The following is a 25,853-nucleotide window of genomic DNA, read 5'->3' on the forward strand; positions in this document are numbered from 1 at the left end:
CGCGGGGCCTTCTCGTAGCGTGCCGAGACCGAACGTTGGTCGTGTCCTCAGTGATGGTGTAGGTCGGTAGAGCAAAGCCGCCCGCACGCGCGCCTCAAATAGCGCCGTAGCGGGCGGGCGGCTTTGCGGTGGTCACCGGCAGTTCTCCGGTAGGATCGGGTTGCGACACGCCAACGCAACCGAGGAACCACCGATGACCGACGATATGATGAACCTGCGGACGCTCGTGGAGAAGACCCCTGATGCCGATCTGTTGCGCGAGATGATCGGCTTTGCCGCCCAGCGGTGTGTTTCGGCATGGAATAAGGACCCCGTTTTCGGGGTGATCGGCATCCAATCGGGACCCCGGGATAAGGGCCACAGTGGCTTCCATCGAGTCATGGAAGCCGAGGTTGGGATGCTGGTGGTGGAGACGATTGGTAAGATCCGTCGCGCCTACTTTGTTGATGGTCGTCCGATCAAGGCGATCTGCCGAGAACTTGGCGTATCGCGGAAGGTGGTTCGCAAGGTCATTCGTTCTCAAGCGACGGAGTTCCGGTACGAGCGCGAGACGCAGCCGCTCCCGAAGATGGGTGCCTGGAGTGCCGAGCTTGATCGGTTGCTGGCAGGGAATGAGAGCAAGGCGCATTTGGTGCGGGCGACTGGGTGACCATTGCATTAGCTGGGTTGTACGGGTGGATTGGAAATTCGAGCGACGTTTGAGATCACGCTCGCAGGTCTTCGCGGAACGCACTTGAAGTCATTCCCGCAAACAGAGGACGATTTGCCACAACGCCGCCGAAGGTTAGAGGGAATCATTGGCGTGGCGTGAACGTCACGCTGATCGATCTCCACGTCAATGCTCTTGGTCATCGTTTCTATCGCGGCCGTCATTGTGCTTGTCCGGAAAACATCGGTTTCATTCGTCGATGATGGCAAGCTGAGCGATCTCCAGTCTGCCCACAACTCAAAAGGGGATTAGGTTCGAGGCACGCGTCGCCCTTCTTTTCAGATTGAAGATAAAATGAAGACTCCAGAGTCCAATGACGGCGAGCGCCGACAAACCGGAAAGCATCAGGACGGTGGGCGAATGCGTGAATGCAATGCCCCAGTCCGGCCAAACGATGACGCCGCTATCGAAGGTTTCGGCACTGTTCGAGCAGATGGCGCCAAAGGCGGGGTCACTGCTGAGCTCAGTGTTGATCCGTTCTTGAAGAGCCTTCGCAGCCGATTGACCGTCACTCATTTCTGCCATGTGCGCCAAGAGCGCACGTGCGCCTGCGAGATAGGCGTGCGAGCATTCATTGAAGGGACTACCCTCATCGGTCAGACTGCCCGGAACAAGGCCCCAAACACACGCAAAGTATTGCAGGCTGACGAAACCCGCGAGCCGGAGGAAGATCGGATCCGTTTGCAGATGGTGAGTGGCCTGATCGAGGATCGTGGCACGATATTTGGCAATGACGAGCATTTCTCCATGAGCAATAGCAGGAATAGCAATCCCGACCACAGGGCCTTTTCGCACAATTTGATGATGTGCCCAGGCTGGTGCGCAGACCGCGAGCCAAGAGGCGACGGTGAAGAGCCATACGCACCCCGCATTGGCCAACATTCTCTCGAGCCGACTGGTCATCGCACATCCTTCAAGGGCACCAGCGCCGAGAATGTCCAGCGCTCGCCAAATGCTGAGAGTTCGGCTCGCGTCAACGGCGCGATGTCGATGTGCCGAAAAGAGTCAGGGCCGACTCCAAGAGCATGCACGATTGCTGCGCGGATGACCGACGTGTGCGAAATTACAAGGATTGACCGAGGATTGGAGGACAACCCGTCCATCCATTGGCCGACGCGCCTCACCACATCCACGAACGACTCTCCTCCGTGCGGTGCGGCACGTGGATCTCGTAGCCAGACGGCAAGACCCTCAGGGGCCTTTAGTCGAACTTCTTCAAGGGATAGCCCTATCCAGGAGCCGAAATCGCAGTCCCGCAACTGCGGCAGGACTGCTGCCTCGAGGCCAAGCATCTCCGCAGTCTGGCCCGCGCAAAGTGACGGGCTGCGCAAAACAGCATTGAAGAAGGAGAGATGGCCGGGAAGCTTAGACAGTCCCTCTCGAACGCTAGAATCGAGAGAACCGTCGGATGCGAATGCAACAGCATTGCGTGAGCATGTGGAGGCTGAACACAGCAGATGAAGGCGGATCGTGCCGGTCCGGCGCGCAACCATTCATACCATCGCGTCGCGTAAAGGTAGTCGCCGCTCGACAAGCGCTCGCTCGGCCGCTACGCCAAACAACAGACCCAGCGTTGCCCACATGACGATTTGGCCACCAAACGACGCGATGCGAAACTGCCAAAGTAACGTGGCCGGGAAACCGTCGGGTACTTCATCGAGTGCGGGCATCGCTAGCGAAATAAAGATCATCACGACGACATAGCCCCCCCCCGCGATTAGCGCCGAATTCCACTCGCCAAAGCGGCTATTGACGCGCCTCCGCAGCACTCCCGCCGCGATCATCGCTGCAAGCGAGATCAGGACCATTGCAAAATAGAGGCTCGTTCTCATGTCGATCGTCTCCGGCAGGCCGACAGACGGCGGACTGGCCGGATATTTGAGCATCGGCGTCACGTAAACGCTGATGAATCCCGCAGCCGCAAGCAAAGCCGACGTAGCTCGAGGACTAAAATCGCCCATGCGTCGATAGGCTAGCGCAAACGCGAGGGCAAAGAGACCACCGCAGGCCGCGCTGTAGACGCACAAGCCAACCAGCAATCCGATGCCAGACTGAACGCCCCGGCTAACGAGTTCCGGTTCACTCTCGCCCGCCGGCGGTAGCGCCCCTTCGTGAGCGGCCTGTTTCGCCGCGGCCGCCTCCATCACCTTTTCGAAGGCAATCGCCCGCTCGATCGACGGCTCACCAAATACCTTGAGAAAGCCAAACGAGAGAAGCGCGGCGACGAGGCCGACAATCATCCCGCGCGCAAGGAGCTTTCCCATCATCGATATTCGCTTCGCCAGGCGAACGTTGCCCAAATCCGACGAGCATCCTGGAAACTCGTCGGACGAAAGCGATGCTCAGTGGCAGGGGAAGCCGAGGAGGTGACGCCCGTCGTGGACAAACTCATGCACATAGGTGCCGTTGAACAATGCTGTCGCGCCCTGCTCCACGCCGATGAAGTAGATACCGAGAACAAGCAACAAGCCTCCGAAGACAGCCCAAGGCAAGATTTCCCGCAGGGGGATCGCGACGGGACGAGCAATCGGAAGTGAAGTAATCGCGGCCATGATGAAGCCTCCAACCATGTTCGAGCCTCTTCAATTCTAGTTGAGTGGAGCATCCCCTACTAGCCTGCAAGCGCCAAGTTCACTTGTCCGTACGCGCCGCCATCCGCTGTCTTCGCCGTCCCTCGGAAGTCGCCCGAGACAGGATCGCTCGAGTGTAAGCAATATATTACCTCTCATTCGTCACCCACAGCCGGCGGTTATGTTGGGGGACTTCAGCAATGGTGCTGGGAAGGCTCATAGTCGTTTTTCGGAAGGTGTTGCTGATGAACCGTCAAGCTCGTCCTCTCCACGCCTAAGTGGGCGCCCGCCGATGCGACTTTCTCGGTCGTCAACCCCTCGCATCGGAACCAGTCGATTGCTCTGCCATGCGAGAGTTCGTGAACGGCAGCAGCGATTTGACCGGAATTCTGCGGATCGAGGTCGCCAAGACGATTGTTGCGGCCTGAACGAGCAATTGCTGAGCCGGTCCCGCCCCGAGCGCGAGCACCATCTGTCCCAGTTGCGCCATGAACAAGGCTGCGGCGCCACTTGCGATCACGCTTCCACGACCGCCTGTGAACGGAGTGCCTCCCACGACGACTGCAGCAATGCTTGGCAAGAGGTAGTCGCTTCCTGCGGTAGGCGAGGCGTAGCCGACAAAGCCTGCAAGAAGAATTCCGGTGATCGCGTAGCAAATGGCCGCCGCCACATATGTACCAATCTGATACCGCAAAATCTTGATGCCGGATGATTGCGCCGTCGCTGGATTGGCACCTACCGCGATATAGCGCCGCCCAACGATGGTGCCATTGATCAGGATCGAAACCACCGCGACCAGACCGGCCGCAATAAGGACGCTGAACGGAACGGCCCCAATCTTGAAGTTAGAGAAGTTCTGCAGCGACTGAAGAACTGGAAGAGCGCTGCCGCCCGTAATCATCAGCGGCGCTAGCCTGGCGGAGGCCGGCGAGCGCGCGATGGCCGAGCTGCTGCAGCTGGTCTGCGTGGACAGGCGGATGGCGCCGCCGGCGGACGGCGCAGCAGCGTCGCGCTTCCTGCTTCCGATCCGGAGGACGGCGTCATCTGGGTTTACGGCATAGGTGACGAAGGCGTCATGGCGTTCACCGGCTTCGGCATCGAAAACCTGATGGAGCTCATCAGGATACACAAGGAAAACCCGGAACCCCTCAAGCGGTGAAATCGGGGATCCACTGTCCGCGGCCTAGCTCGGACTAGCCCGTCTTATTCATCAGCGGCTTGTTGAGAGGCTGGCGAGCGTGGCGTAAGCCGCTGAGATGGCGTAGGATTCGGTTGCTGACACCCACCCTCCGCGCATCCGGGCCGCCACACTCGCCATGACCGACGATACGAGTCTGCCGTTCTCATTTCCAGCCGTTTCCCGCAAGAAGATCACAGCCTCGTTCGACGGCGGCAAGCTGACGTCGGATGGCGGCGTCATGCTTCTGGCCATGGCGGACCGGCGCCTCGGCTTGGCCGCGAAGTTGTCCTGCGTATTCCCCGAGCGGCGCGATCCGGCTCGATACCGCTTCAAGAAACTGAACCGCTTCGTCGGCGCTGAGAACGACCGGCAGCTTGCGCGGTTCTCGCGCATAGGGAATGCGCTCTGGGATGAGCGCCTCGCCGAGCGTGACGCCGTAGAAAAACCATAGCGCACAGACGATCTGGTGTCATTCGGCCTGCAATATTGACCCCCTAAGCCGGGGGATCGGCGTCCAAAATTGACCCCCTACAGATTGGTCTGTTGCGCTGCCTGCTTTGGAACGAAGCAGGTGGTGGGGGATGCTGATCGTGGAGACGATTGCCCGGATCCGGCGCGAGCACTTCATCAAGGGCAAGACAATCAAGGAGATCGCCCGTGACCTGAAGGTGTCGCGGAACACGGTCCGGAAGGTGCTGAGGTCGGGAGAGACCTCCTTCGAGTACGAGCGGCAGGTGCAGCCGCGGCCAAAGCTGGGACGATGGGCAGTAGAGCTTGACGGATTGCTGGCGGCGAACGCGGCCAAATCGGCTCGTGAACAGCTGACGTTGATCCGGATCTTCGAAGAGCTGCGCGGCCGCGGCTATGACGGCGGTTACGATGCGGTGCGGCGTTACGCCAGGCGGTGGAGCAAAGAACGCGGGCAATCGACCGCGGCCGCTTATGTCCCGCTGAGCTTTGCCCCAGGCGAAGCCTATCAGTTCGACTGGAGCCACGAGGTGGTCTTGCTGAGCGGCACCACGGTAATGGTGAAGGCCGCCCATGTCCGGCTCTGCCACAGCCGCATGCTGTTCGTGCGGGCCTATCCGCGGGAGACGCAGGAGATGGTGTTCGACGCCCACGACCGGGCGTTCGCCCTGTTCAAAGGTACCTGCACCCGCGGCATCTACGACAACATGAAGACTGCCGTAGAGACGATCTTCGTCGGTAAAGGGCGTCTCTACAATCGCCGCTTCCTGCAGATGTGCAGCCACTATCTGGTCGATCCGGTCGCCTGCACGCCAGCGTCGGGCTGGGAGAAGGGGCAGGTCGAGAACCAGGTCGGGCTGGTCAGGGAACGCTTCTTCACGCCGCGGCTGCGGTTCAAAAACCTCGACGAGTTAAACGCCTGGCTGCTCGACAAATGCATCGCCTACGCCAAGGCTCATCGCCATCCGGAGCTGGTCGATCAGACGATCTGGGAAGTGTTCGAAGCCGAACGCCCCAAACTCGTTCCCTATGCCGGCCGCTTCGACGGCTTCCATGCGGTGACGGCATCGGTCTCGAAGACCTGCCTGGTGCGCTTCGACAACAACAAGTACTCGGTCGCAGCCAGCGCAGTCGGACGACCGGTCGAGGTTCAAGCCTATGCCGATCGCATCGTGATCCGTCAGGATGGATGCATCGTTGCCGAGCACCCGCGATCCTTTGGCCGCGGCGATACCGTCTACGACCCCTGGCATTATGTGCCGGTGCTCGCCCGCAAACCCGGCGCCTTGCGCAACGGTGCTCCCTTCAAAGACTGGGTGCTGCCGGCCGCGATCGAGCGGATCCGGCGCAAGCTTGCCAGCACCGACGATGGCAATCGGCAGATGGTCGACATCCTCAACGCGGTGCTGACTGACGGTCTGCCCGCGGTGGAAGCGGCCTGTGCCGAAGCGCTCGGTCATGGCGTCCATTCCGCCGATGTCGTGCTCAATATCCTGGCCCGTCAACGTGAACCCGCCCCACCGGCCAACATCATGACGCCGGCCGCACTGACGCTCCGTCATGCACCGATCGCCGATTGTGCCCGCTACGACAACCTCCGGAGGACCATCTGATGGAACGAACCCAAATCTTCGACCTCATGGGCGAACTGAAGCTCTACGGCATGAAGGCCGCCTTCGACGAGATCATGGCAACCGCCGTCAAGCGCCAGCACGAACCTCAGCGCATTGTCGGCGACCTGCTCAACGCCGAGATCAACGAGAAGCAAGCAAGGTCGATCAAATACCAGCTCACCATTGCCAAGCTGCCGCTTGCCAAGGACATCGCCGACTTCCAGTTCGACGGCACGCCGATCAATCAGACGCTCGTCAATGATCTCGCTGGCGGCGGCTTCATCGCCCAACAACGCAACGTCGTGCTGGTTGGCGGAACCGGCACAGGCAAGACCCACCTGGCCATTGCCATCGCCAGAAGCTGCATCCGATCCGGTGCCCGCGGCCGCTTCTTCAACGTAGTCGACCTCGTCAATCGCCTCGAGACCGAGACCCGCAACGGACGGCAAGGACGGCTCGCCGAGCATCTGACCCGGATGGACTTCATCGTGCTGGATGAACTCGGCTATTTGCCCTTCGCCCAGTCCGGTGGACAGCTTCTCTTCCACCTCGTCAGCCGGCTCTATGAGCGGGCCTCCATCATCGTGACCACCAATCTCGCCTTCGGCGAATGGCCGAGCGTGTTCGGCGACGCCAAAATGACCACCGCGCTGCTCGACCGATTGACCCATCACTGCGACATCGTCGAGACCGGCAACGACAGCTGGCGATTCAAGAGCCGAGACGACGATCACGCCACCCGCGCTCGTCTCGCCTCCGCTATCCCGGCCAGCTCCGACGAGACGAGCGCTACCAGCAAACCCCGCCGCACGAAGGGGTCAAAATTGGACGCCGATGAGGGGTCAAATTTGCAGGCCGATTGACATCGACCTGCTCCGGCGTCATTGGTCACACCAGCAGGCTCGTAAAGAATGGTCTTGTGATCTCTGCGGCTGAGGGCTCCCTCTCATCTGAAGTGACGACGGAGACAAACTGGTGTTTGCAGTTCCAGCAGCGCCAAAGATCTTGAGCTTCATTCGCGTTGACGAGCTCGTGCCACTCAAGGGTCACTAATCCAGAACCACAGCGAACGCATTCTTTGTGATGCACTGTTGAGCTTGGGAGCATGTGGAACCTCTTTTCTTACACACAAGCGACGCGTACGGCAGAGGGGCAAACGTTGGTGGGCCATCACTTGTGCGACCTTGAGCAGCTGCGCTGGATCAGATGTCCACTCCAATGCTCGCGCCGGCAGCGAGAACTCGGTGAATGAGGGTCTTTTGCGCAAACGATACTGGAACCGGCAGCAGGCTGGAAGCCGGTCAAAGAGGGGCGCCTAAGCGGGTCACAGTGTCTTGAGGTATTCAAGCAACGCCTTTTTGTCCTGATCGCTCAAACTTGTCCCGTACTCGTGGCCGCATCGGCTATTTCCAGAGTTGATATTGCTGCAGTCCGTCACGGATAGAGTGTCGCTCAGCGGCTCCTGGGTAGCAGCAAGACCAACGTTTTCAATGTCGTATTTCCGTCCGACGCTAAACTGCGATCTGCGCTGCCCTGATGGCTTGAGCAATTCCGCCAGCGTCGGGACCGAGCCGTTATGGAGATAAGGTGCGGCGGCCCAAATACCCTGCAGAACACGGGCCTCGTAGGAGCCCCACGGAGGGAGCTGAGCGTGAGACGCTCGTTCTGCTCCCTGCCGCCTGGCCCTCTTGATTGCTTCCGAGGTGCTGACAGTATCGAAAGCCGTTAGCAGATCCTGCAGCGTTGGCGGTAGCCGCACCAGCCCCAGAGACTCCGGTGTGTCCGACGAGCCCGGATCTGGCGCCGCTGCCACCCGGGCATTGGTTGAAGGGGCGCCGCCGGCCAACAGGTGTTCCGCGATCGAACCAATGACCGAGGTCGCAAGAATGTTAAGAATCTCATCGTTCTCCTTTAGGGGGGCGGTCGCGAAGGGAATGTACGCTCCCTTCAGCACGCCCGTATTCGCTTTCCAGGCGAGGATGTCGTATTCTCGTGTATCGGTACCAACGTTCTGGACCGGAGTTCGCCATGTTTTGACAAATGGAAAGCGTTGCTCTCCGTCTTCTATCCCGTGGCAACCGCTACATCCCGCTTCAGCGGAATCCCTTTCAAAAATCGCTTTGCCGCGCGCGGCTAAAGCAGCGTCAATCGTCCAGGGCCATTTCGGAGGGCCGATCCGCTTCACCAGGTTTTCAAGCTGGCTCAGGCCGTCGAAATTGGTGGAATTATTGTCAAGAAAATTGATGATCGCGCCCTGGCGCTTCGGCTCGAACGTAGCGAATACTCCCAGAACCTCGCCAACGTTCCGAGCCAGCCCCAAGATGTCATTTCCATTTTTTGCGAAGCCAGGCCATTGCGTCTTATCTTGCCGCGGCGAATTCCAGAGGAATGGGTATCTCACGGGAGCGTCCGCGGTTTTCATGTTTCCCGGGATCATGAAGTCGGGCGGCGGGCCTATGTCCAGTCCGGATATGCGGTTGAAAATCATCCCCACAGCGTCCAGACGGCCAACTCCCCAGCCGGTCTTGGGCAGCGCGCGCACAATAAGCGTGTGAAACCGCAAGTACCACCCCTCGACCTGCCGACGAAGATCCGCAACGTCGGCCGCGTCCGGCGTTGTGGACCGCAGGACAGCTGCAGCAAACGGAGCGAACGAGCTGTCACTGGCAATCACGTCGCCCACAGCCTTGTCCAGATCGCCAAGCAATGCGTAGAAGTCTACAAACGCCGGACCGCCATCCACCCGATACATCTTGCCATCAGCTTCGATCTGGCGCGTGTGACAGGCTGAGCAGGTCATTCCGACGACCTGGAAGTCTTGAGGGCCAGAAGCGTGAAAGCCGACGGGAAGATTGGCCGTGTTTGCAGGATTCGGTAGATAGCCGTACCGTGACAAACCATCCGCGAGGAATGGCTGTCCGTTCCTTTGCTTCAGCGCCTGCATCCAAGACAACGTAATCAAACGCGAGCCCTGATCGCGCGAATAGAAGTCAGCTCTCGCTGCCGCGGTCCAATCCACACCCTGGTCAAGATAGATGGGATTGGCGTCGGTGCCTTGAGCATCCGATTTTGTCGTGACGACAAACGTTAAGGCGATCAGAAAGAGAGTGCGGAGCATCGTGTGTCCTACCGCTTCCATTGTCGCAACAGCCCGAGGCAACTTTCGCCGGAATCCGCGCCTTTTCCGGCAAACCTGGGCTTGCCTTTCGGCCTGCAGGTTCGGCCTGCAGGCCATCGGATCATTGGTTATCAAAGGGCGCTATCCAACAAACTTCAACTACCAAGTCTTGGGGGAAGCAACTGCATTCGGAAAACGATCATCGCGTCGCCCTGGATTTGTCGGAGGCATACAGGCGTGCGGCATCGCAATTGCGGAGCCTCACTGCCACATTGGTTCCGAGAGATCTTCCCGATGTCGATCTGGAATGGCGCAGGATCGACCAAAACGCTCTTCAAGGCGCCGCTCACTGATCGACAATCTTCCGGTGAGAACGACGTGCAAACTAGGCCGGTGAAGCGCGCGAGCAATGACTGACGGGCTAAAGAAACGTGAGGCGTGACCGTAAAGACTTGCTCAGCGAATTGAACAGGAATCGCGGCCGCAATCTCGCTGCCGAAGAGTTTGAAGCGGTCGCGAACCTCACGCTTCGCCGAGGAGTTCGGGAGCGTCAAGCTGGCCCACAGCTTCGCGGTCGGTTCAAGGTATTTGACGGTGCGTGTCGAAGGGCTCGACGGAAGGCAACTCAGCGGCACGGAGGGCTAAAAGGCGAAACAGTGACCGATATCCACGAAGAAGCGTATTCTGGAATGATACCGTTCACGCCGAGATATTTGATTTCCGCGGCCAGGTTCATTTTGCCCGCTTTGATGGCTGCACCTTCGTGAAATGCACCATCGTGCTTGATAGCAGCGCCGAACAACTCGCCTTCACCGGCTGCACGTTCAAGGACTGCAACATCGATCATATCGACGCAGACGAGGCTCGCGGAATTGTTGTCCGTGACAACGTTTTCGATCGCCCCATTGCGGAGCGTAAGGCCGATTTCGAACGACGCTTGGCTGAAGCGCTGAATCGGCGCCTAAAGTCCTAAACGCCGAACGCTTAGCCATGGAGCTTCACGCCACCAACGACATGCGGGGCGATCTCCGCGCCGGATCCATCAATTACCGCACTCGACTCGGTTACCATTGTCCGGGTCGCCCCGGCATAGGCTGAGGCCGGAGTAACTTAGTCGCCCGCGACCCTAGACCTCGCGGCACAGCTCCCCTACTCATTGGGGAGTACCGGAGTCATACGGATGGCGAAGGCGCGCCCCCTCATCCATACTTTGTCCAAGTCAGGATTTTGCATACACCCTCCTGGGCTAGAGCCAACGCCGTCCGCATGTATTTCAAGCGGGCGGCGTTGGGCTGTGGATCGACTGTAGCGCATGCGATTAACTGCGTGCGCCCTCTCTGTGGTCGCCGATCTGGTACGATCAGCGGCTATTTTTGGGCATCGTGCGCCGGTCATGCTGCTCACTGGGCGCAGGCGCAAGGGAACCATCCGCTTGGACGATCATCTTGCGCGAAAGAGGCGCGCCCGACAGCGGAACAGCCGATCGCCCGACCTGCGGCGGACATGTGCGAGCAAACGCGGCGATTAAGCGCTGGCGGTGACGAGCTCTCTCCACGGCCGTCTCGACCGCCTTCTCTTGGGCTCGCAGCGCGGCGCGGTATGCGCGTTTACGCTGGCGGTTCCATTCTTGCACGTCTGTCACAAGCCAAGCTGCCTCTCCGGCGGAAGTGCTCGCGCATGGAAGTTGGGCCGTTCCGCCCAACGGACGATCGTTGCAGGTGTAATCTTGAAGTGCGCGGCCAATTGAACCGCTGTCATGTAATTCCGGTCAGGTCGATGGAAGGCGGTCCGACGTCCGGGATGATGTTGTCATTGCTATCTGTCATCGCTCGCAGCCACCCTGACCAAGTCATCAACGAACAAAGCGCGATTGTCGAGCTTACCGTTCATCGGCTTGCCCTCTCATGAGCGAGGCTCCTGATGCGCCGCGTCGCAGATGATCTTGATCGACCTAAAGAGTGTAAGCGGATGTTTGCGTACAAGCTCTGTGCTCGTCTTCGCGAACTCGTCCGGGCCTCCTTGCTGGCGGACGATCTCCCGAAGTGCGGCCAGCTTCTCAGGGTCGGCGGAGCGAATAGCTGCCTCGAAAGCCGGTATAAATTCCAGCCTGTCCATTGCAACACATTCCTTATGAAGAAAGCTCCGGTTTTGAAGGCGGCCTTGGTGGCGGCCTGGTCGCCATAAGCTCCGCAATCGCGGCAAGTACGACGCTCGTATCGGCCTTTCCTTCGGACCATCCCTTCAGCGCCTCTATCGCGTTCTTTAAAGCCTCATCACGGGTCACGGAACAATCTCCACAGCCCCCCTGTGGCCGGCCGCGCGGCCTGCGACTCCGAAAGAACGCGCGGGCATTTGGAGACCGCCCGCGCGGAGTTTGCTACGTCAAGCTTGGTCCGTGTTGCGTGAAGATAAACAGCCAAGCCGATAAGCCTCTCAACAACTCGCATGCCACGGCACCGTGCAGAAGTAGAGCCAAACGGCGCGGTATCGACAGAGCACAGTGAGGCCGACGCGACGGAAAAGCGTGCGGGCGACTGCTGACGACCGCCCGCACGCCGTCGCACCTCAAACAGACCTGGCCCTCACGAGGGTCAATCAATAAGCGGCCAAGCCATAGACTGCTCAGCAACGCGCGTGCCAGACGACCGGAGAGTAAACGGCGCAATCCCGGTGCACTTCTCGTGCGACTTTCAGACATGCACGCAGTCAACCCGACGCCGTTTGAACGAAACCAGACGTGGCTAATGACGCCGAGAGGGCGCGGGGATTGGATGATTGCCATCGTGTATCGCGATCAGTTCGCCGGGCTCCAAACCGAGCTTTTGTAACTGCTCTTTTTGAAGCGGACAGTTAAGCATTCCGGCCCTTGCGCCGCAGTCGGCTATCGTCATCCTCACCGCTTCCGCCGGGTCAGCGACGGCAACCGCGTATACTACGTGTCTGAATTCTTCGTCGTCGCCATCTTCCTTGAAGACAGCAGCAGTCACTAACCAACCGTCCATCTTGCTGCGCTCCGGGAACGCGAAGTAGGCGTTGTCTTCACCTCATTGCATAAGTATTGCGACTACTATGATGCCGATGGAGACCAGGCCCATGAAAATCACGCAGCCTAGGTACGGTAGGTCGCCGCGCACTACACAGCTCCAGACGCGAGGACGGAGCGTGCACTCCGGGGACACGATCAACCTGCACAATTCGGCCCGCTGCGTTCGACAGCCTGACACGGCAATCCGAGTCCCAACAACTACTGGCTTGCATAGGTGCATGGCCCGGACGACAACGCCGCCCTAGCGAAGCTGGGCTTCAGCAACTTTGTCGAATTCCAAAGCGAACCCTGGATATCTGCAGCATTTGGATGCCGGACTGCCTCTGACTTTGAGGTAATCCTCGACTTTAGGACCAAACCGCGGCTTTATCTGCAGCACGTAGCGAATGTCGAATAGTAACTGAGCAGAGACCTCATTGGCTCGTTCGCGCAATTGACGCACGACGACGTCCAGCTCGAAACGGGTTTCCATCGGTTTCTCGATGACAGGAGGCTGCTTGCGGCCGCAAAGCGAATGACACCTCTCCAACGCCTTCCTCCGGAACGCAGAGGCGCGCTGAGCTTGGCGGAAACTCCCGGTCCTTCCAGGATCATCCGCCGCGAAGGTACGACTTCCAGCGCAAGCCGGCCACGATCGTCGGAACCGCGATTTGCGTTACTCGCTGTTTCGCAGGATTACTGTCCCGGTCGCACGTCTGTAGAGCGTGGCAGGTTTGTCTTGGGCCCTAACCCCTGCAAACGCATTATCGTCTGCTTGGCCAATTCCCCGTGGAGCCTATGGATCTTCTGAGAGCCAGCAATGAGAGTTTCATGAGTCTGTTTCAGGAAATCGGTTTGAAGCTCAAGAGCTTCGTAAAACGATCGCGCGCCCGCCAACTTCTCGAAAAACGACTTGGTGTGTTCGAAGGATTTTTTGACATAGTCAGCATAGGTTTTTGCGATTTCTTGATAGCTGACCGGCGTTGTTTCCGCTGATACGATCCGGCCGTTCGAAGAGGTGTCAGTCGAAGAGGTGTCAGTTGACGCGAACTGCGCGCCGATCTCCTTCGGCGTGTGCTGCAATTGATCTGGCGGCGGGCCCTCTTGTTGACCCGATTTCCGCCTCTGCTGTGCAGTTTCGTCGCTCTGCCGATCCGCGTTCGGGTTGCCCTTGCCGGATTTTCGTGGTGTCTCGCTCTGGTCTGGACTCATTGCTAAATCACTCCGTGGTTTGATATCAATCAAGTTGCAAACCTCCGCCATGCTCACGCTGGCATCATGATTCCGATCGGCTCCTTGTGCGGCGATTTGCTTCATTTTAGCGGACCTCTTCTACGCTGCCGCTCGGCCGGCTCCGAAAGCGGCGCGTCATAGTACGCCTGTCCTCATTGGACATCTCGCTCCCTCGCCCGCGCATTGCCGAAATCGCTCGGTCGTCCCACAGCAATTATCAACCGGGGTTTGCTCCCACTGCGATCTGCGAGAAGTTCCTATCCCTGAGAGCACTGGGAGTAAGGTTGGCATCGGCCGGTTCTCTCCAAGACCTCCCGACTTCGATCCACCTGCTTTTTCGAGCCAGCAAGGTGTCAAGCATCCTCCTCCAGCAATGCCCCAGGTTTGGGGGACCAAGTGCGCTACTTTCGAGAGCTTCGAGATAATGCGTTCGACGGTCTGTCCGTTCTGCGCTCGCCAGATCGATTTGACTTTATGGATGAGGGGATTGTCGTTGGCGCGAACACCGTTGCTTCTGAGGGCCGAGTCAGCCACACAGACCAGCAAGAGGCCGAGACAGAACCACAGCACGCGTTTTCTTGCCATTTTCACCTGCCGCCCGGATCCATCTGTTCTCTCTGTGAGGCACTAATCCTACGCGGATCACAAACACGCTGTTACGCAGCATTGAAAGTTAGCAGCGACGTGACAAGACGCCCGTCGGTATCGGCCGAGCAGACGCCGTCCTTGGCTTATGTCACGCGCCGCTAACCTCACTGGCCAGCCACGGCCTCAACTTGCGATGGTAGCCATGCCTGAGGGAGGGTGCCCTCGGCACGTCGAGGGTCAGCATTCTTCGTGCCAGGCAATAGTCGACAGTTCGTACCGTATTTGTGTTGGCTTTGTCTGCTTTGCGACTTACTCAGGTTGTGGTCCTTGCACTCAGGCCTGGCCGCGGCGGCGTCATGTTGACCTTATCCTCTCCGCAATCATCGACCCGTGCAAGCGACTCTTTCGCTGCAGCTCAGACATGGATGAAATCCCTTTGGCGCCGTCATCGACACTGTTTCAGTCGGCGCCGTTGCCGCAAGGCCGACGCGATCGAAGCCCGCACCAGCGAGGCACACCTTTTCTATCGCCATTGAGCATTCACTGCGCAATCTTCGTTGGCACACCCTTTGCTCGTCAAGAAATAGCAATAGTGGTCTTTGTGGAGGCCAAAGCTCCCTAATCAGTTGCTGCGGTCGAAAAGACAAGGTCGATTCGACGGCGGTGCTGAGCGCTGAGCGGGCCGATGCTTTGGCGCAGTTCGTCACACTTTCCAGATTGAGATGTGCTTGAGCTTATATCGAGAAGAAGTATCGGGTGAATTAAGACGTCGAGAACGAAGCCATTGTGATTGACAGCGCACCAGAGCCAATGTTGTCCGCCCGCGATCGAGAGCGCGCTGGCGGACGCGGTCAGAGAGCACGTTGCCGAATTTCCGTCCCCAGCGGCGCGTGGTTTCATAGCTAACCTCCAATGCCACGCGGCGACACTTTGTCGGGGAACGCATTCCCAGGCTCTCTGACGCGATTATATCGGACTCTAATCCCGCACAACCTTGACGCAAAAATGGCGACCAAAAGTAGCGCGCTGGCAAGCGCCCTACGCGCTGCGCAGGATTCTGTCTCGTTCACCGTTTCCCGCTTCTTCGCGATGTACTCGGCGATCTCGGCAAGATCTTCGCGCCCGGACATGTAGGCAGGGACCATGTCCTGCAGATGCGCCAGGATTCGGAAGAAGGTCGGACTGACGCAGGAGGGATTTGCCCTGCGCTTCTCTGTAAAGCTGGCCGATCCTGCGAGATCGGCAGCAAGGGCAATATGCTCCTGATCAGACCGAGCGCGCCTATTTGACGATTATCGACCGTGATCCGGTCGCGGTGGAGCGCCCGCTCCCGCAAGAGTGTGAAGCCGCCTGAGTGGCAGGCACAGCGGCCGACTCAGACACCCGGCAAACCATACATCCGAGCCTGCCGGCTATTTTTCGTTGACGGTCGAAGTGTGGCCATCGAGGCCGATCGCCGCGTGCTCGGCCTTCACGGCATAGCGCCAAACCAAATCGCAAGCGCGAAGACGACCAAGAGGGAGACAGCGATGATCGCTTCACGGGCCGACATTCGCTTCATGGGCGTACGCCTCTCCGCGGGGATCAAAGTCCCGGCAGGTTGCACACCCCCGCCGAGGGTTGCAACCTACCGAAAGCGGTAGACCGAGCGGACATGGCCCGCGCGGCCCAGCTAATGCTCAAATGAAAAAGGGCTTATACTGTTACTTCACCTTACCGCCTCTCGGCTCAATGTGTCGCAGCACGGATGCTCCGAGTTCCTGGGTTTGCTTGTTCGATAGCTTGCTCGGCGTGGCCGTCGCAACGCCTGCAAGGCGCTTGATCTTCGATGAAGTGATTGGGTGTACGGTCTTGAAGGGCGAGGTAGACGGTGGCTTTTTGGCCATCTGGCATTCTCCGACTGGGTTGAACGAATCGTCAGAGTATACCTTCTCGCGAGCACAATCGGCAGTCATCCCGCAGCGGCCTGCAACGACCGGGACCGGAAAAAGCCAATATGGCGTCGGCAACTCTACTGCCAGCATGCTGGGTCGGAAGGCGCGTTGCTCACTCTCGCACCCAACCCTCGGCTTGCCCGCGCCCTCGACTGTCACATATTGCGGGACGTTGTTGACCGCACCGAGACACTCACCGGCTGTGCAATCGAGCGCGCTTATTACGAAGCGGGTGACCCAAGGCGTGGCTGAGTGCAAGCGAGCCTTGGCCCTGGATCACAATCTGGCTGATGCTCACGAGATGATGGGCATCGCGAAATCCTGTATGGGTTGCAGCGCCGGTACCGAGTCGCACGTCAACGAAGCATTCACAATCGATCCGTCATTGAAGGGACCTAGTATATTAGCGGTCGGCAGATTGCTCGCAAGCAGCCACAAATTGATTGAACGAAGCCGCTGCCGCGGCGTAGGGGGCAAGGTGGCATAGATCGCCTCCTGGCTGAGAGGATGTGGGTGTTGGAGCCCACCCCCTCAGACAGGAGTATCGAGATGGCCGATTTGAGCCCTCTTCGCCGCCGCATGATCGAAGACATGACCGTCCGCAATCTGTCGCCGGCGACGCAAAGATCCTACATCAGCGCGGTTTCGAAGTTCAGCCGCTATTTTGGCCGATCGCCTGACCGGTTAGAGCTGGAAGACGTCCGCGCCTTCCAGGTGCATTTGGTCTCGACCGGCATCTCATGGCCGGCGCTGAACCAGATCGTCTGTGCGCTACGGTTTTTCTACGGCGTCACGCTCGGCGAGGCGCTCATCCCAGAGCGCATTCCCTATGCGCGAGAACCGCGCAAGCTGCCGGTCGTTCTCAGCGCCGACGAAGTGGTTCAGTTTCTTGAAGCGGTATCGAGCCTGAAGAGCCGCGCCGCGCTCACCACCGCCTATGCGGCCGGGCTCAGGGCCTCGGAGGTTGCGGGACTGCGGATCGAAGACATCGACAGCGCCCGCGGCGTCATCCAGGTGCGCCACGGCAAGGGCGCGAAGGATCGCAACGTGATGCTGTCGCCCCAGCTGCTGGGCATCCTGCGCACCTACTGGCGGCTCGCCCGGCCGCGGCTTTATCTGTTCCCTGGTCGTGACGAAGATCATCCGATCGATCAGACCGTGCTGCATGCCGCCTGCCGGTCGGCGGTGAAGGCTGCGGGCCTGACCACGCGCGTCACGCTGCACACGCTGCGCCACAGCTTCGCGACACATCTTCTCGAGAACGGAACCGATATCCGGATCATCCAGGGCTTGCTCGGGCACAATAATTTGTCGTCGACAGCGCGCTACACGCAGGTCGCCACCGATACGATCCGAGCGACGCAGAGCCCGCTCGATCGCCTGTCGCTGGAGGTGACGCCACCTGGATGACCCGCAGCGGGATGCGGGTCATGACCCGCTCCGACATCCGCTCCAACAGGCCCGCCATCGAGATTGCCGATATTCTGTGCGGGCATGGCGACGCCTATCGCCGTGTACATGCCGGTCATCTGGGGCGGGTCGAGCGGCGCGTGATGAGCGCGATCGTTGCGTGCCGGACCGAGGCGCTCGGCGGCCACATGCAGGCTTGCGACGACTGCGGCACGACACGCGTTGCCTATAATTCCTGCCGCAATCGGCACTGTCCGAAGTGTCAGGGGAGAGCCCGAGCCGCGTGGCTCGCCGCGCGTCAAGCCGACCTGCTTCCGGTTCCCTATTTCCACGTCGTCTTTACACTTCCCGCACCGATCGCCGCGATCGCTTTCCAGAACAAGGCCGTCGTCTATGCCATCCTGTTCAAGGCTGCCGCCGAGGCGATGACGACGCTCGCCGCCAATCCACGCCGGCTCGGCGGTGCGATCGGCGGCGTCGCCGTCCTCCACACCTGGGGACAGACGCTGATGCATCATCCCCACGTCCATTGCGTCGTTCCGGGTGGCGGCCTCTCGCCCGATGGCGCGCGCTGGACCGCTTGCCGACCGAACTTCTTCCTGGCCGTCAAACCGTTGTCCAGACTATTTCGCACACTTTTTCTCAAACGTCTGTCGGCAGCCTTCAACTCCGGTGCCTTGCGTTTCTTCGGCGATCTCGGAGCTCTGGCCGAGCCGGCTGCCTTTGCGGCCCACCTCGACGCCATGCGACGCATCAACTGGGTTGTTTACGCCAAGCGGCCCTTCGGCGGACCCGCACAGGTCCTGGCCTATCTCGGCCGCTACACCCATCGCGTCGCGATCGCCAACAGCCGGCTCGTCGCACTCGACGACGATCATGTCGCCTTCTCATGGAAGGACTATCGCCAAAACAGCGCGACAAAGATCATGAATCTCAAGCCCGATGAGTTCATTCGCCGTTTCCTGCTTCATACGCTGCCTGACGGCTTCCACCGCATCCGCCACTTCGGCTTCATGGCCAACCGCCATCGCGCTGCCACGCTCGCCCTTTGCCGCGAACTTCTCGATCATGAGCGAACAGCCCCAAACGATGGCCAGCCGTCGCCTGTGGATTCGGAGGCTCAAACCTGGGCCGAGGTTCCTGCCGGTCCCGATTGTGGTGGCGTCATGCGCATCATTGAGCGCTTTCGACATAGCTTCAGACGCCCCAGCCCTCGAACATCACCGTTCCGATGCGACACATCGTGAGCCAAGTCATGTCGTGCACGACGATCATCATTCGTCATTTCGCTCCCAGCGTCTCGATCATCGCGGACGATGTCGAATCCGTGCTGTCACACTGCGCGACAACAACCGTCCGATGCAGCAAAAGGCCTATCGCGATCTCAGGCGAAGCGCGTCTGATCTCAACTCTTCCAGGATGCGCACTCCTGTGTCTCTGCCTCACGCGCCGAGCCAGCAGATCGGGCATGGCGATCTCGAACAATCCCCATAGCTGCAAAACCGCGAATAGCCTCCCGCGCCTTCGTTCAATCCGGCTTCAATGAGGTCGCGTCATAAGCGCCTGCCGCGCCCTCGCGTGAGCGCGACCTCACAGAACCCTCCAGATTCCCGAATCGGATTTTCAATGATTCATGGGCGGTCGGCTTTTGGAGGGCCGACCATGGTGAACACGACGCCGAAGTGGGAAGACGAGCTTGGACGCTGGCTCAAGCCATTCCTGGATCGCTTGGGTCACAGGGCTCGGCGAAGGATGTGTCCGCTTTATATCTCGGGACTGATTGGACCAGGCGATCGCACGAGCATCCAGCGGATGGCGGCGCGTCTGGCACCGGGTGACTATAACCAGTTGCACCACTTCATCGCTGATGGCGTCTGGGATGCGACGCCATTGGAGTCGGAATTGCTGGTTTAGGCCGATCGCCTGGTCGGCGGCAAAGATGCGGTGCTGGTCATCGACGACACCGCGATGCCGAAGAAGGGCGATCGTTCGGTTGGTGTCGCTCCGCAATATGCCTCGTCTCTCGGCAAGACGGCCAATTGCCAAACATTGGTGTCGCTGACGCTTGCGCGGGGTGAAGTGCCGGTCATGGTGGCATGACGTCTCTTCGTTCCCGAGAGTTGGACGAGTAATCCGGTGCGTTTGAACCGCGCCGGTGTTCCAGTCGAGCATCGCGTAGCGCGAACCAAGCCAGAGATCGCGTTGGCCGAGATTGATCGCGTGATCGCAGCCGGTGTTCGCTTTGGCTGTGTGCTGGCAGATGCTGGATACGGTCTCAGCGCGCCGTTCCGTCAGGGGCTCACGACACGCGGCCTGGCCTGGGCCGTCGGTATCCCTCGTCACCAGAAGGTTTATCCGGTCCGGGTTAAACTGATCTGGCCGGTCGCCGGTCGAGGTCGTCCCCGCAAGCGGCACATTCCCGATGTATTGTCGACGGCGGCCGAAGACATGCTGGCCAATGCCAAGTGGCAAAATGTGAGTTGGCGAAACGGGACCAAGGGGAGGTTGGAAGCTCGCTTCGCCGCGGTTCGCGTGCGGACCGCGGATGGACCTCCGCAGCGGATCAAGGACATGGGCCAGCAGCATCTTCCGGGAGACGAAGCGTGGCTCATCGGTGAACACAGGGCGTCGGGAGAGACGAAGTATTATCTCGCCAATCTGCCGACCAAAACGGACCTGCGCACGTTAGCTGCCACGATCAAAGCCCGATGGAGTGGCGAACAGGCCCATCAGCAGTTGAAAGAGGAACTGGGGCTCGATCACTTCGAGGGACGGTCCTGGCAAGGCCTCCATCGTCATGCTCTTATGACCATGATCGCTTACGCATTCCTCCAGTATCGCCGTCTCGCACAAGCGGGGCGGAAACAAAGAATCAGCGGTCCTCCGCCTCAACCGAGCCTGCCGGCCGTGCGCCAAACCATCGTCGAACTCATCGTTCGACCACGACCTCAGCGATGCCCGTACTGCAGAAGACAAATCGGCGAAAAGCAACGGCGTGAATAAATCTGCCAAAGTAGTGCTAGGAGCCCGTCCAGATATGTTTTCGTGACGGGCATTTGTTGTAGAGTAGCAGGCTCAGGCTGCGTTTGCGAGGTTGAACAGCTTGAGGAGGTTATGGACGGTGCAGATCATTGTCCACTCGGCGCGCACTTTCTCGATGCCCCGCAACAGGAACTGGCGGAAGCCTCTTGCCTGTTTGATCTGTCCGAACACCGGCTCCACCACTGCTTTCGCAATCGGTAGGGTGTTTCGAAGCCGCCATCGTCGATCTTCTTTCGCATGGCCTGTGTCAGCGGGCCGCCGACTTTTCCGTTCGCTACTGTCGGGTGCTTGGCGCGTCCGGGCGCGACATAGCCATCGATGCTGCGTGTGTCGAGCGCTTCGAGATTGGCTTCGCTGCAGTAGCCGAAATCCGCTGAGGCCTGCCGCGGCTTGCGGCCAAGATTGCTCTCGATGGCCTCGATCAGGGGCACCAACTGGCCCTGATCGCTGCCGTGCTGGGTCAGTTCTTGCGCGACAATGATCTGGGCATGTGCATCGACGGGCCGCCTGGGCATTATAGGCCTGAACGAAGCTATCCTTCGACTTCATGATGCGGCTTTCCGGATCGGTGAAGTTGCGTTGCGCCTTGGGATTGGGTTCCTCCGATGGCAGCGCCGCCGGTTTGCCCGGCTTCTTGCGGCCTTCGGCCTGGCGCTGCTGTTCCTTTTCGGCCTCGATGCGGTGCTCTTGCTCCGCCGCCAGTTTGGCGTCCGCTTCCAGCGCCGCCATCGCTTGCTGGATCTTCGCCAGCAGTTTCTGCTTGTCGACGGTCCAGTCCGGCAGTTCGTCGCTGTTGCCGAAAGTCTCATCCTCCGAGGCATCCGCCGCCTCGGCGGCCGCCAGCATGCGAGCGACCTCGGCCTTCAATTCCGCCTCGCGCTTCTTCATGCGCTCATAACTCATCGCCTTGTGTTTCGACGCGTTCGCCTTGATCTTCGTACCATCCAGCGCGACATGACCGAGCTTGACCAGCCCGGCCGTCTCGCACAACTTCAGAACCTGCACGAATAGCGCGCCGAGCGCCTTCAAATGTCGCTTGCGAAAGTCGCTGATCGTCCGAAAATCCGGCGCATCCAGCGCCACGATCATCACAAAATCGTTCCGCTCCCGGCAGGCCTTGGCAATCCGACGCGACGAATACAGCCCACTCGCATAGCTATGCAGCAGCAGCGCCACCATCATCCGCGGATCAAACGGCGGCTGCCCAAGCCCGCTCACATAGCTGCCCATGATCTCCCTGAGATCGAGGCTCTCCCGCACCAGATCAACCATAAACCGCGAGACATGGCCTTTCGGCACGAAGTCCTGCACATTCGGCGGCAGAAGCAGCGTCTGATCGACGTTCCAAGGCCGAAAATACTTGCTCATCGCCCAATGTTGAATCAGACCCGACCAGATTTGAACAGCGACTATCCAGACAAGCTCCTAGCTAGGAGCCTTGCTCATCTCACGCATACGTGCGGCGAGTTGTCGTACTTCGTATGCAATGTCGAGCTCGCGACATCGTTGGCGGGCGCCGAACAAGTGTTGGCTTGCTTTCAGACAGAAAGCATCCACCGTGCGTGCCCCTTGCGCCGTGCGTCAAGTTTACTGCGCCTGCGCGGACCGTCAGGTGATTGGCTCGGTTTTTGCTGCACTACTTGCCAACAGCCTGCAGTTCCTCTGCTTTGTCGGATTGTCCACTGAAGCTCACTCATCTCAATAGAGACTCCGGTCAAAAGCACTCCGAGCCGCCAACTGAGGCGGCTTAGCTTCGAGGGGAAGGAAGTTGAGATCAAGGCAATCAGGAATAGTGACGAAGTGGGTCGCCGATCGCGGCTTTGGGTTCATCAAGCCCGACTCAGGGGGCGACGATGTCTTCCTGCATATTAAAGCGCTGCCACTCGGCTCGGAGCCTCAGGAAGGCACGCGCGTAACCTACGATGTCACCAATGACGCCCGCAGCGGTAGGTCGCGGGCGGTCAACGTGCACACACGGTCGCAGTGAGATAGCAAAAACACGCTGATGCACAACTAGTCCCCAGCTGGAAGTTTATGATTTAAAAACCAAGAAAATCGCAATGACGGCCACAGCCGTTGCAGTTCACGCGTTACTCGCCACGCCCGGCCAGGCCATTGAAACCTACGATATCAGGGATTCGAACGGTGTGCCGTTCATGCGGGTGCGGATATTCGGTACCGGCGACGGCCCTTACTGTTGCGGTGAAACTAGGAAGCCTGAGGCTTCACTGCGCAATCTGTCGCGAGGGGAAATAGATCAATCACTGGCGGCAATTCGGGATTGGGCTGAAATCATCAAGGTCGTACATGGTCAATCGCCGGCCAGTGTCAATATCGGCGGGTTTCTCGATAACAACGCACATGCCTCTATCCATACGTCCAGCGATATACAGGGTGCCGGCACCAAGGTGCAGGCGGCACTCACCGGTCAGGATCCGGGCAAACCGATCTATGGGGCGCATGGCATGGCATGATAACAATCGGCGAGATGGGTGTTTCATCCGAGGCATGTATCCCATCGCAATTGTCGATGACGCCGCAGGCGAATCTGACAGCCGTTGTGTTTCACGAGGGCGCACATCAGCTCGGTATCGGCAGTAGTATTTTCGCCTATTTTGCACACTCACCGTATTTCCCTGACGCGATAAATGCTTGGACGAGCCATTTGTACGATGACAATGGCAAGCAGGCTAAGCCGGGACAGGCGATTTATTGTTCCGGCTGCGCGAACTCGCCAGCTGACGAGGTTTTGATCTGTGGCACGATCAAGGCTATTTCGCCGGGAAGCATGTGAATGAAGTGCTAGCCGGTGGCCATGCCCGGCATTCCGGTGCGAGCGATGAGGGAGAATGGTCAGCCGGATATACCGTTCGCGTCGCATACCGAGCATAAGAACAGTTTGATGAGCCACCAGAGATACCGGAACTACACCTATCTGATGGAGGCGGAGATCGCAACGTTGCAGGATCTCGGCTACATCATCGATCAGCGCAATTTCTTCAGTTACTCCATCTACGGCAACGGCCAGACTCTGGTGAATGATGACCCCTTCTTCGCCCGTAACGCTGACGGCACCGCCTATCTCGCGAATACCTACAACACGGCCACGCTCGGACTAGGATTGCACGTTTATGGCAGTAGCAACACCGTGGTTCAGCGCGCCGACCTGCTTTCAGGCGGAGCCGGGGGCTCTGGCATCCGTGTCGATGGCGGAAACAATTCGATAACAATCCTGCCCGGGACCCGTGTCTATGCGGACGGCGCCTATGCGCGCGGCGTCATGTTCGCCTATGGCAAGGATCACACATTCACCCAGCGTGGCAACGTGCAGGCTCTCGGCGAGGCAAGTTTCGACTTTGGCAACAACCCGCTGGCAATAACTTCGAATATCGTGGCTTGTATATTCGCACGATGGACAGCAAGCCGGCCCCGATGCTCGACGAAATCCACGGTCCGATCGTCAGCACGTTCGACCTGACCGGACGTCTGGCTGGCAGTTATGCAGCGATGTACATGTCAGAGAATGGTTATGCGAGCCAGATCAATGTGATGCATGGTGCGGCGCTGTCAGGGACATTTCAGGAGCAGAGCCAAATAATCAGGAACGCCATCGGGAGGCCGGCACCCAACGCGCCGCCGATCGTCAACGCAAACGCCGAAATCAAATTTGCATCGGCCTGAGGCTCACGCCCAGACACGCCGTTACTCCACGAGACCCCACGGGCATCGCGTTCAGCGCTGGCAGGTGAGCGAACCAGTGCTTTGGCAGCATCAACACGCGACGCTTTCTCAGCTCGCCACTGGTAGTCGTCAGCTAGGGCTTTAAGCTGACCCGCAATCGCTCGGTCGGTCATGGTTTGGGCAGCGCGGAGCAAAGTCTATGCGGTTTGTAAGTATTCCTTGCCTCGTTGTAAGCTGAAGCTCCCGCCCACGCTAGGTATTCCGCGCCCGCATCTGTCAGATAAACTTGGCCATCCAAGCCAATCACCGCATAGCCTACCGCCAGCGCGCTCCACATCGGCCCCCAGGACAAGGAGATCATCTCGAACAGCAATCCGGTGAAAATGGTCATGCGACGCGGCTCTCCTTGTGTCTGGAACATCACAGAGCCCTCGCGCGGTTCTCAGGCGCCTGGTCTAAGGCGATGTGGCGCCAGGGTAGCCAACCGCGGTCACTTGCCCGGCGCGTTCTGAAGCGATCGAAACACTACTTGGAACAAATGGGGCGCCATGAGTAGTACCGGACGAGACCACACGTGCCATCACAACCTGCGCATCGCGCGGCTCTACCAGATCCAAGATTATCGGAGCAATTGGGCATTGTAGTCTCCTCTTGGTATTATCGTCCCTGTTCGTCGATCGTCCGTTTTCACCTCCTACTTCATGAGCCTGTCCGCTTTTCCAACGCTGCAGCCTAGGACGATTGCGATCAGAGACTCAATTGAACGTAGGTAATCGTCGGGCATCCAAGGGGGCCACGGAACGATACGAAGGTTTACGGCGCGCGCCCTTAAAACCGACCATTTCCGCAATGGGGCGTAAGCGCCACGCTGAGCCGCTCAGGCAGCGTGAGCTATGCGGGAACCTGGGTGATGACGGAATGAGAGCTTGCGCGCCACCTCGGACACCTGGGCACCAGGTAATCGCGCGGCCGGTGCCGATCTGAAGATTTACATCGCGACGTGGCCGATCGACTCCGCTGTGGCCACGATGGGCTTGCGGCGAAGGTGCGGGAGATGCTTCGTCTCGACCCGTTCAGCGGCGCAGCCTTCGTGTTCCGATCGAAACGAGCCCAACGCCCGACATTCTGCATACAGTCTTCGAAGCGCGACAATTGCATATCCGTGGCTTCCCCGTTTTGGACGAACGCTTCAAGTCGCACCGTTCCGACGCGGCAAGGATTTGAAGTGCATCTACACGGAGGAACGCCGTGGGTTTATTCGTGAGGTACCCAACTGGATGTT

General features: G+C 59.2%; 21 protein-coding genes and 6 pseudogenes. 13 read left to right on the forward strand and 14 right to left on the reverse strand.

Annotated features, from left to right (window positions below; all coding sequences use genetic code 11):
- Window positions 1-397 precede the first annotated feature (397 nt).
- Window positions 398-643, forward strand: a pseudogene (locus tag V5279_RS46115) (IS21 family transposase); the annotation flags it as partial.
- A 303-nt stretch (window positions 644-946) separates the two neighbouring features.
- On the opposite strand, the gene V5279_RS46120 reads toward V5279_RS46115, so the two are convergent.
- From V5279_RS46120 to V5279_RS46140, 5 genes are all read right to left on the reverse strand, one after another.
- Window positions 947-1,612, reverse strand: a complete 666-nt coding sequence (locus V5279_RS46120) for a hypothetical protein (protein ID WP_166217296.1) — start codon at window positions 1,610-1,612, stop codon at window positions 947-949.
- Window positions 1,609-2,202 carry a histidine phosphatase family protein gene (locus tag V5279_RS46125; protein WP_207841029.1) on the reverse strand — a complete coding sequence of 198 codons (594 nt, stop codon included), beginning with the start codon at window positions 2,200-2,202 and terminating at the stop codon, window positions 1,609-1,611. The genes V5279_RS46120 and V5279_RS46125 overlap by 4 nt, the downstream gene beginning before the upstream one ends.
- The gene (locus V5279_RS46130; RefSeq protein ID WP_338702102.1) at window positions 2,203-3,009 is read right to left on the reverse strand and encodes a CbtA family protein; all 807 of its coding nucleotides are present in this window, start codon (window positions 3,007-3,009) and stop codon (window positions 2,203-2,205) included.
- A 42-nt stretch (window positions 3,010-3,051) separates the two neighbouring features.
- Window positions 3,052-3,261 carry a CbtB domain-containing protein gene (locus tag V5279_RS46135; RefSeq protein WP_166308653.1) on the reverse strand — a complete coding sequence of 70 codons (210 nt, stop codon included), beginning with the start codon at window positions 3,259-3,261 and terminating at the stop codon, window positions 3,052-3,054.
- 328 nt (window positions 3,262-3,589) lie between these two features.
- Complete coding sequence (locus V5279_RS46140) at window positions 3,590-4,180, reverse strand: ABC transporter permease (protein WP_176535528.1); 591 nt, start codon at window positions 4,178-4,180, stop codon at window positions 3,590-3,592.
- 415 nt (window positions 4,181-4,595) lie between these two features.
- Between V5279_RS46140 and V5279_RS46145 the strand changes: the two are divergent.
- Window positions 4,596-4,781, forward strand: a pseudogene (locus tag V5279_RS46145) (transposase); the annotation flags it as partial.
- On the opposite strand, the pseudogene V5279_RS46150 reads toward V5279_RS46145, so the two are convergent.
- A pseudogene (locus tag V5279_RS46150) lies at window positions 4,737-4,928 on the reverse strand (integrase); the annotation flags it as partial. The pseudogenes V5279_RS46145 and V5279_RS46150 overlap by 45 nt on opposite strands.
- Before the next feature lie 112 nt (window positions 4,929-5,040).
- Between V5279_RS46150 and istA the strand changes: the two are divergent.
- Window positions 5,041-6,531: pseudogene (gene istA, locus V5279_RS46155) on the forward strand (IS21 family transposase); the annotation flags it as partial.
- 8 nt (window positions 6,532-6,539) lie between these two features.
- Window positions 6,540-7,403, forward strand: a complete 864-nt coding sequence (gene istB / locus V5279_RS46160; protein WP_338687724.1) for an IS21-like element helper ATPase IstB — start codon at window positions 6,540-6,542, stop codon at window positions 7,401-7,403.
- Window positions 7,404-7,864: 461 nt separating this feature from the next.
- Here istB and V5279_RS46165 read toward each other — a convergent pair whose 3' ends face one another.
- The 6 genes from V5279_RS46165 to V5279_RS46190 all read right to left on the reverse strand — a co-directional run bounded on the left by V5279_RS46165 (window position 7,865) and on the right by V5279_RS46190 (window position 14,000).
- Window positions 7,865-9,658, reverse strand: a complete 1,794-nt coding sequence (locus V5279_RS46165) for a di-heme-cytochrome C peroxidase (RefSeq protein WP_338702105.1) — start codon at window positions 9,656-9,658, stop codon at window positions 7,865-7,867.
- Between the two features lie 625 nt (window positions 9,659-10,283).
- On the reverse strand, window positions 10,284-10,505 hold the full coding sequence (locus V5279_RS46170) for a hypothetical protein (RefSeq protein WP_176396393.1): 222 nt from the start codon (window positions 10,503-10,505) through the stop codon (window positions 10,284-10,286).
- A gap of 1,055 nt (window positions 10,506-11,560) precedes the next feature.
- On the reverse strand, window positions 11,561-11,773 hold the full coding sequence (locus V5279_RS46175; RefSeq protein WP_207841036.1) for a hypothetical protein: 213 nt from the start codon (window positions 11,771-11,773) through the stop codon (window positions 11,561-11,563).
- A 626-nt stretch (window positions 11,774-12,399) separates the two neighbouring features.
- Complete coding sequence (locus V5279_RS46180; protein ID WP_176396394.1) at window positions 12,400-12,660, reverse strand: hypothetical protein; 261 nt, start codon at window positions 12,658-12,660, stop codon at window positions 12,400-12,402.
- A gap of 285 nt (window positions 12,661-12,945) precedes the next feature.
- Entirely contained in the window at window positions 12,946-13,176 is a 231-nt protein-coding gene (locus V5279_RS46185; protein ID WP_224944563.1) for a hypothetical protein, read from the reverse strand.
- A gap of 203 nt (window positions 13,177-13,379) precedes the next feature.
- A complete protein-coding gene (locus V5279_RS46190) occupies window positions 13,380-14,000 on the reverse strand; it encodes a phasin family protein (RefSeq protein WP_176396395.1) in 621 nt (206 codons plus the stop codon).
- 2,987 nt (window positions 14,001-16,987) lie between these two features.
- Between V5279_RS46190 and V5279_RS46200 the strand changes: the two genes are divergently transcribed.
- The 3 genes and pseudogenes from V5279_RS46200 to V5279_RS46210 all read left to right on the forward strand — a co-directional run bounded on the left by V5279_RS46200 (window position 16,988) and on the right by V5279_RS46210 (window position 20,847).
- Window positions 16,988-17,848: a tyrosine-type recombinase/integrase gene (locus tag V5279_RS46200; RefSeq protein ID WP_338702117.1), complete on the forward strand. Its 861-nt coding sequence runs from the start codon at window positions 16,988-16,990 to the stop codon at window positions 17,846-17,848.
- 20 nt (window positions 17,849-17,868) lie between these two features.
- Entirely contained in the window at window positions 17,869-19,095 is a 1,227-nt protein-coding gene (locus V5279_RS46205; protein WP_338702119.1) for an IS91 family transposase, read from the forward strand.
- Window positions 19,096-19,510: 415 nt separating this feature from the next.
- A pseudogene (locus V5279_RS46210) lies at window positions 19,511-20,847 on the forward strand (IS701 family transposase).
- A 76-nt stretch (window positions 20,848-20,923) separates the two neighbouring features.
- Here the strand turns inward: V5279_RS46210 and V5279_RS46215 are convergent.
- Window positions 20,924-22,258, reverse strand: a pseudogene (locus tag V5279_RS46215) (IS1182 family transposase).
- Window positions 22,259-22,682: 424 nt separating this feature from the next.
- On the opposite strand from V5279_RS46215, the gene V5279_RS46220 reads away from it, so the two are divergent.
- From V5279_RS46220 to V5279_RS46240, 5 genes are all read left to right on the forward strand, one after another.
- A complete protein-coding gene (locus V5279_RS46220) occupies window positions 22,683-22,877 on the forward strand; it encodes a cold-shock protein (protein WP_371821856.1) in 195 nt (64 codons plus the stop codon).
- A 73-nt stretch (window positions 22,878-22,950) separates the two neighbouring features.
- Window positions 22,951-23,364: a hypothetical protein gene (locus V5279_RS46225; protein ID WP_338702121.1), complete on the forward strand. Its 414-nt coding sequence runs from the start codon at window positions 22,951-22,953 to the stop codon at window positions 23,362-23,364.
- A 56-nt stretch (window positions 23,365-23,420) separates the two neighbouring features.
- Entirely contained in the window at window positions 23,421-23,684 is a 264-nt protein-coding gene (locus tag V5279_RS46230; protein ID WP_338702123.1) for a hypothetical protein, read from the forward strand.
- Between the two features lie 15 nt (window positions 23,685-23,699).
- Window positions 23,700-24,368 carry a hypothetical protein gene (locus V5279_RS46235; protein WP_224944558.1) on the forward strand — a complete coding sequence of 223 codons (669 nt, stop codon included), beginning with the start codon at window positions 23,700-23,702 and terminating at the stop codon, window positions 24,366-24,368.
- A complete protein-coding gene (locus V5279_RS46240) occupies window positions 24,323-24,571 on the forward strand; it encodes a hypothetical protein (RefSeq protein WP_224944555.1) in 249 nt (82 codons plus the stop codon). The genes V5279_RS46235 and V5279_RS46240 overlap by 46 nt, the downstream gene beginning before the upstream one ends.
- A gap of 169 nt (window positions 24,572-24,740) precedes the next feature.
- Here the strand turns inward: V5279_RS46240 and V5279_RS46245 are convergent, their stop codons facing one another.
- Window positions 24,741-24,962, reverse strand: coding sequence for a hypothetical protein (locus V5279_RS46245; RefSeq protein WP_176396401.1), 222 nt, complete (start codon window positions 24,960-24,962; stop codon window positions 24,741-24,743).
- A gap of 663 nt (window positions 24,963-25,625) precedes the next feature.
- On the opposite strand from V5279_RS46245, the gene V5279_RS46250 reads away from it, so the two are divergent.
- On the forward strand, window positions 25,626-25,835 hold the full coding sequence (locus V5279_RS46250; protein ID WP_234633927.1) for a transposase: 210 nt from the start codon (window positions 25,626-25,628) through the stop codon (window positions 25,833-25,835).
- The last annotated feature ends 18 nt before the right edge of the window (window positions 25,836-25,853 follow it).

The organism is Bradyrhizobium sp. 26S5, assembly GCF_036923295.1.
GTDB lineage: Bacteria > Pseudomonadota > Alphaproteobacteria > Rhizobiales > Xanthobacteraceae > Bradyrhizobium > Bradyrhizobium septentrionale.

Coding starts and splice junctions, on each gene's coding strand:
- V5279_RS46120 (WP_166217296.1), bottom strand. CDS start 1,612: ATGACCAGTCGGCTCGAGAGAATGTTGGCCAATGCGGGGTGCGTATGG.
- V5279_RS46125 (WP_207841029.1), bottom strand. CDS start 2,202: ATGGTTGCGCGCCGGACCGGCACGATCCGCCTTCATCTGCTGTGTTCA.
- V5279_RS46135 (WP_166308653.1), bottom strand. CDS start 3,261: ATGGCCGCGATTACTTCACTTCCGATTGCTCGTCCCGTCGCGATCCCC.
- V5279_RS46140 (WP_176535528.1), bottom strand. CDS start 4,180: ATGATTACGGGCGGCAGCGCTCTTCCAGTTCTTCAGTCGCTGCAGAAC.
- istB (WP_338687724.1), top strand. CDS start 6,540: ATGGAACGAACCCAAATCTTCGACCTCATGGGCGAACTGAAGCTCTAC.
- V5279_RS46165 (WP_338702105.1), bottom strand. CDS start 9,658: ATGCTCCGCACTCTCTTTCTGATCGCCTTAACGTTTGTCGTCACGACA.
- V5279_RS46170 (WP_176396393.1), bottom strand. CDS start 10,505: ATGATCGATGTTGCAGTCCTTGAACGTGCAGCCGGTGAAGGCGAGTTG.
- V5279_RS46175 (WP_207841036.1), bottom strand. CDS start 11,773: ATGGACAGGCTGGAATTTATACCGGCTTTCGAGGCAGCTATTCGCTCC.
- V5279_RS46180 (WP_176396394.1), bottom strand. CDS start 12,660: ATGGACGGTTGGTTAGTGACTGCTGCTGTCTTCAAGGAAGATGGCGAC.
- V5279_RS46185 (WP_224944563.1), bottom strand. CDS start 13,176: ATGGAAACCCGTTTCGAGCTGGACGTCGTCGTGCGTCAATTGCGCGAA.
- V5279_RS46190 (WP_176396395.1), bottom strand. CDS start 14,000: ATGAAGCAAATCGCCGCACAAGGAGCCGATCGGAATCATGATGCCAGC.
- V5279_RS46200 (WP_338702117.1), top strand. CDS start 16,988: ATGGCCGATTTGAGCCCTCTTCGCCGCCGCATGATCGAAGACATGACC.
- V5279_RS46205 (WP_338702119.1), top strand. CDS start 17,869: ATGACCCGCTCCGACATCCGCTCCAACAGGCCCGCCATCGAGATTGCC.
- V5279_RS46225 (WP_338702121.1), top strand. CDS start 22,951: ATGACGGCCACAGCCGTTGCAGTTCACGCGTTACTCGCCACGCCCGGC.
- V5279_RS46230 (WP_338702123.1), top strand. CDS start 23,421: ATGACGCCGCAGGCGAATCTGACAGCCGTTGTGTTTCACGAGGGCGCA.
- V5279_RS46240 (WP_224944555.1), top strand. CDS start 24,323: ATGCTCGACGAAATCCACGGTCCGATCGTCAGCACGTTCGACCTGACC.
- V5279_RS46245 (WP_176396401.1), bottom strand. CDS start 24,962: ATGACCATTTTCACCGGATTGCTGTTCGAGATGATCTCCTTGTCCTGG.
- V5279_RS46250 (WP_234633927.1), top strand. CDS start 25,626: ATGCTTCGTCTCGACCCGTTCAGCGGCGCAGCCTTCGTGTTCCGATCG.